The organism is Pseudomonas sp. NPDC087817 (genome assembly GCF_044742875.1).
GTDB lineage: Bacteria > Pseudomonadota > Gammaproteobacteria > Pseudomonadales > Pseudomonadaceae > Aquipseudomonas.
Map to the genome: position 1 here is coordinate 1 of NZ_JBIUVJ010000089.1, position 2,777 is coordinate 2,777.

General features: G+C 56.4%; 2 protein-coding genes. Both read left to right on the forward strand.

Features of this window, described 5'->3' with window-relative positions; translation table 11 throughout:
• Positions 1–2,259 (forward strand): outer membrane protein assembly factor BamA (gene bamA / locus ACIONG_RS28005; RefSeq protein ID WP_401304038.1); only part of this gene is annotated, 2,259 nt, incomplete at its 5' end.
• 45 nt (positions 2,260–2,304) lie between these two features.
• The coding region (locus ACIONG_RS28010; protein ID WP_401304041.1) for an OmpH family outer membrane protein at positions 2,305–2,777 on the forward strand (473 nt) is incomplete at its 3' end.

The window sequence follows — 2,777 nt, forward strand, 5'->3', positions numbered from 1 at the left end:
AGGGTCGATGGTGCCGTGCCGTTGAACGTCGGCGAGCAGGCGGATGATCGTCGCCTGGTGGAATCCACTCGTGCGTTGTTCAAAACCGGTTTCTTTCAAGATATCCAGCTGGGCCGCGAAGGCAACGTTCTGGTAATCACGGTTGTCGAGCGTCCATCCGTCGCCAGTATCGAGATCGAGGGTAACAAGGCGATCTCCACTGAAGACTTGATGAAAGGCCTCAAGCAATCCGGTCTGGCCGAAGGCGAGATCTTCCAGCGCGCCACCCTTGAAGGTGTGCGTAACGAACTGCAACGTCAGTACGTTGCGCAGGGCCGCTACTCGGCGACCGTCGATACCGAAGTGGTATCGCAGCCGCGTAACCGCGTCGGTCTGAAAGTGAAGATCAACGAAGGCACCGTTGCTGCCATTCAGCACATCAACGTGGTGGGTAACACGGTTTTCCCCGAGGAAGACCTGACCGATCTGTTCGAGCTGAAAACCACCAACTGGCTGTCGTTCTTCAAGAACGATGACAAATATGCCCGTGAAAAACTCTCCGGTGACCTGGAACGTCTGCGTTCCTACTACCTGGACCGCGGCTATATCAACATGGATATCGCTTCGACCCAGGTGTCCATCACCCCGGACAAGAAGCACGTCTACATCACCGTCAACGTGACCGAGGGCGAGAAGTACACCGTCCGCGACGTCAAGCTCAGCGGTGATCTGAAAGTCCCTGAAGATCAGGTCAAGTCCTTGTTGCTGGTGCAGAAAGGCCAGGTGTTCTCGCGCAAGCTGATGACCACCACCTCCGAACTGATCACCCGCCGTCTGGGTAACGAGGGTTACACCTTCGCCAACGTCAACGGCGTGCCTCAGCCGCACGATGATGACCACACCGTGGACATCCTGTTTGCTGTCGATCCGGGCAAGCGTGCCTACGTCAACCGCATCAACTTCCGTGGCAACACCAAGTCCGAAGACGAAGTGCTGCGTCGTGAAATGCGTCAGATGGAAGGTGGCTGGGCTTCGACCTACCTGATCGACCAGTCCAAGACCCGTCTTGAGCGTCTGGGCTTCTTTAAAGAAGTCAACGTCGAGACCCCGGCAGTTCCGGGTGTCGATGACCAGGTTGATGTGAACTACAGCGTTGAAGAGCAGGCTTCCGGTTCGATCACTGCCAGCGTCGGTTTCGCCCAGAGCGCCGGTCTGATCCTCGGTGGTTCGATTACCCAGAACAACTTCCTCGGTACCGGTAACCGCGTCAGCGTCGGTCTGACCCGAAGCGAATACCAGAGCCGCTACAACTTTGGCTATGTTGACCCGTACTGGACCGCCGATGGCGTGAGCCTGGGTTACAACGCGTTCTATCGCACCACCGACTACAAAGACCTCGACGTCGACGTAGCCAGCTATGCGGTAGACAGCCTGGGTGCCGGCGTGAACGTGGGCTACCCGATCAGCGAGACTTCGCGTCTGACCTTCGGTCTGTCCGCGCAGCAAGACAAGATCAAGACCGGTAAATACACCGTTGACGAGATTTTTGACTTCGTTAACAAGGAAGGCGACAACTACCTGAACTTCAAGGCGTCGGCCGGCTGGTCCGAGTCGACCCTGAACAAAGGCGTACTGCCAACCCGTGGTCGTTCCCAGAGCCTGACCCTGGAAACCACCATTCCGGGCAGCGACCTGTCGTTCTACAAGCTTGATTACCGTGGTCAGCTGTTCCAGCCGATCAGCGAAAACTACACCCTGCGTCTGCATACCGAGCTGGGTTATGGCGACGGTTATGGTTCGACTGACGGCTTGCCGTTCTATGAAAACTACTATGCTGGTGGTTTCAACTCGGTACGTGGCTTCAAGGACAGTACGCTGGGTCCACGCAGTACCCCGAGCCGTGGCACCAACCCGGGTACTTCGATAGACCCGGACCAGGACCCGCTGCCGTTCGGTGGCAACGTCCTGATTCAGGGCGGCGTGGAAGTTCTGTTCCCGCTGCCGTTCGTCAAGGATCAACGCTCCCTGCGTACGTCGGTATTCTGGGATGTGGGTAACGTATTCGATTCGCAGTGCAAGGACACCACCAACGCCAATGGCTCGTCGTCGAACACCAAGTGCAACGACATCAGCCTGAGCAACATGGCCAGTTCCGTCGGTGTTGGCGTGACATGGGTCACCGCACTGGGTCCTCTGAGCTTCGCGTTGGCCATGCCGATCAAGAAACCGGATGAAGCTGAAACTCAAGTGTTCCAATTCTCCCTCGGCCAGACGTTCTAAGCGTCTGACCCAAGATAACGACAATGGATTTTGTAGGAGTGCATCGTGCGTAAGTTGACTCAATTGGTTCTCCTGGCCTCCTTGATGGTGGCAGGCCCGGCATTTGCCGACATGAAAATTGCCGTTCTGAACTATCAGATGGCCCTGCTCGAATCCGATGCGGCGAAGAAGTACGCCGTGGATGCCGAGAAAAAGTTCGGTCCTCAACTGACCAAACTGAAGACTCTGGAAAGCAGTGCCAAGGGTATTCAGGATCGTCTGATGGCTGGTGGCGACAAGATGCAGCAAGGCGAGCGTGAGCGTCTGGAGCTGGAATTCAAGCAAAAGGCCCGTGACTTCCAGTTCCAGTCCAAGGAGCTGAACGAAGCCAAAGCCGTTGCCGACCGCGAAATGCTCAAGCAACTGAAGCCGAAACTGGATAGCGCAGTGGAAGAAGTCATCAAAAAAGGTGGTTTTGACCTGGTGTTCGAGCGTGGCGCAGTGATTGATGTCGAACCGCAGTACGACATCACGCGCCC